Origin of the sequence: Streptomyces sp. 13-12-16 (assembly GCF_002114215.1) — a bacterium.
Classification (GTDB): Bacteria; Actinomycetota; Actinomycetes; order Streptomycetales; family Streptomycetaceae; genus Streptomyces.
The window spans coordinates 1-2,119 of record NZ_NCTE01001038.1 but is presented as its reverse complement, the minus strand read 5'-3'; the positions used below and the strand labels follow the sequence as shown (position 1 = coordinate 2,119).

The 2,119-nt window shown below is 69.7% G+C and carries 2 protein-coding genes; both read right to left on the bottom strand.

All coding sequences use genetic code 11. The annotated features are described in order from the left end of the window. The coding region (locus B7767_RS34800; RefSeq protein ID WP_306298026.1) for a biotin/lipoyl-containing protein at window positions 1-174 on the bottom strand (174 nt) is incomplete at its 3' end. Between the two features lie 62 nt (window positions 175-236). Continuing rightward, window positions 237-1,625: a dihydrolipoyl dehydrogenase gene (gene lpdA, locus B7767_RS34795; RefSeq protein ID WP_085575573.1), complete on the bottom strand. Its 1,389-nt coding sequence runs from the start codon at window positions 1,623-1,625 to the stop codon at window positions 237-239. Window positions 1,626-2,119 lie beyond the last annotated feature (494 nt).

Genomic DNA, 2,119 nt, shown 5'->3' with positions numbered 1-2,119 from the left:
GGAGGACAGCACGCCGGAGGCGGGAGCGGGGATCTCGGTGTCGACCTTGTCGGTGGAGACCTCGAGCAGCGGCTCGTCGGCCTCGACGCGCTCACCCTCGGCCTTCAGCCAGCGGGTGACAGTGCCCTCGGTGACGCTCTCGCCGAGCGCCGGAAGGGTTACGGAAACCGCCATGGTTTCGGTTGCTCCTTTAAAAGTGCGGAAGTCTGTGTCGTCGCGCCCGATGACCGAGAGCGTCAGTCGTGGGAGTGGAGGGGCTTCCCGGCCAGCGCCAGGTGGGCCTCGCCCATCGCCTCGTTCTGCGTCGGGTGGGCGTGGATGAGCTGGGCCACCTCGGCCGGCAGCGCCTCCCAGTTGTAGATCAGCTGGGCCTCGCCGACCTGCTCGCCCATACGGTCGCCGACCATGTGGACGCCGACCACCGCACCGTCCTTGACCTGGACGAGCTTGATCTCGCCCGCGGTCTTCAGGATCTTGCTCCTGCCGTTGCCCGCCAGGTTGTACTTCAGGGCGACGACCTTGTCCGCGCCGTAGATCTCCTTGGCCTTGGCCTCGGTGACGCCGACGGAGGCGACCTCGGGGTGGCAGTACGTCACCCGCGGGACGCCGTCGTAGTCGATCGGGACGGTCTTCAGACCGGCCAGACGCTCCGCCACCAGGATGCCCTCGGCGAAGCCGACGTGCGCGAGCTGGAGCGTCGGGACGAGGTCACCGACGGCGGAGATCGTCGGGACGTTGGTGCGCATGTACTCGTCGACCAGGACGTAGCCGCGGTCCATGGCGACGCCCTGCTCCTCGTAGCCCAGGCCCTGCGAGACCGGGCCGCGGCCGATGGCGACCAGCAGGACCTCGGCCTCGAACTCCTTGCCGTCGGCGAGGGTGACCTTGACGCCGTCCTGGGTGTACTCGGCCTTCTGGAAGAAGGTGCCCAGGTTGAACTTGATGCCCCGCTTGCGGAAGGCGCGCTCCAGCAGCTTGGAGCTGTTCTCGTCCTCGACCGGGACCAGGTGCTTGAGGCCCTCGACGATCGTGACGTCGGCGCCGAAGGACTTCCACGCGGAGGCGAACTCGACGCCGATGACGCCGCCGCCCAGGATGATCGCGGACTTCGGCACGCGGTCCAGGACGAGGGCGTGGTCGGAGGAGATGATCCGGTTGCCGTCGATCTCCAGGCCCGGCAGCGACTTCGGCACGGAGCCGGTCGCCAGCAGGACGTGGCGGCCCTGGACACGCTGGCCGTTCACGTCGACGGAGGTGGGGGAGGACAGCCGGCCCTCACCCTCGATGTAGGTCACCTTGCGGGAGGCGACCAGACCCTGGAGGCCCTTGTACAGGCCGGCGATCACGTCGTCCTTGTACTTGTGCACGCCCGCCATGTCGACGCCCTCGAAGGTCGTCTTGATGCCGAACTGCTCGCTCTCGCGGGCCTGGTCGGCGATCTCGCCCGCGTGCAGCAGGGCCTTGGTGGGGATGCAGCCGTTGTGCAGGCAGGTGCCGCCGAGCTTGTTCTTCTCGATCAGGGCGACGTCCAGGCCCAGCTGCGCCCCGCGCAGGGCCGCGGCGTAGCCACCGCTTCCACCGCCGAGAATCACTAGGTCGAAAACGGTGCTGGCGTCGTTCGCCACGTCACGTCCTCCATGCATGTGCGCCACGCCGGTCTCCAGTGACCGGTCGGCGGCTGGTGTCCGGCCGCTCTATGTTCTCGGCCCTTGGATGGGGCCCTGTCCTGCCGAGCCCCATCTTCGCACTTGTGGAACCCGAACGAGACGCCGGGCCGTGGTGTGAGACGTCCCACGTTCACTCGCAGCCGACGGGAGGACAGGCCGCTGAGGACGCGGGACTGTGTCTGATCTGCGACTCTCCACCACACGGGCGCGCCCGGCCCGCAACACCTGCGGAGGGGACCGGCCGCGCCCGGCCCGAAGGGGTGCGGGGTTGTGTCCGATCTGCGGCTTCGCCGCGCGGGCGCGTCCGGTGCGCCGCGTTCACGTGTGGAGGGGGCCGGCGGCGGCCGGCCGAAGGGGTGCGGGGTTGTGTCCGATCTGCGGCTTCGCCGCGCGGGCGCGTCCGGTGCGCCGCGTTCACGTGTGGAGGGGGCCGGCGGCGGCCGGCCGAAGGG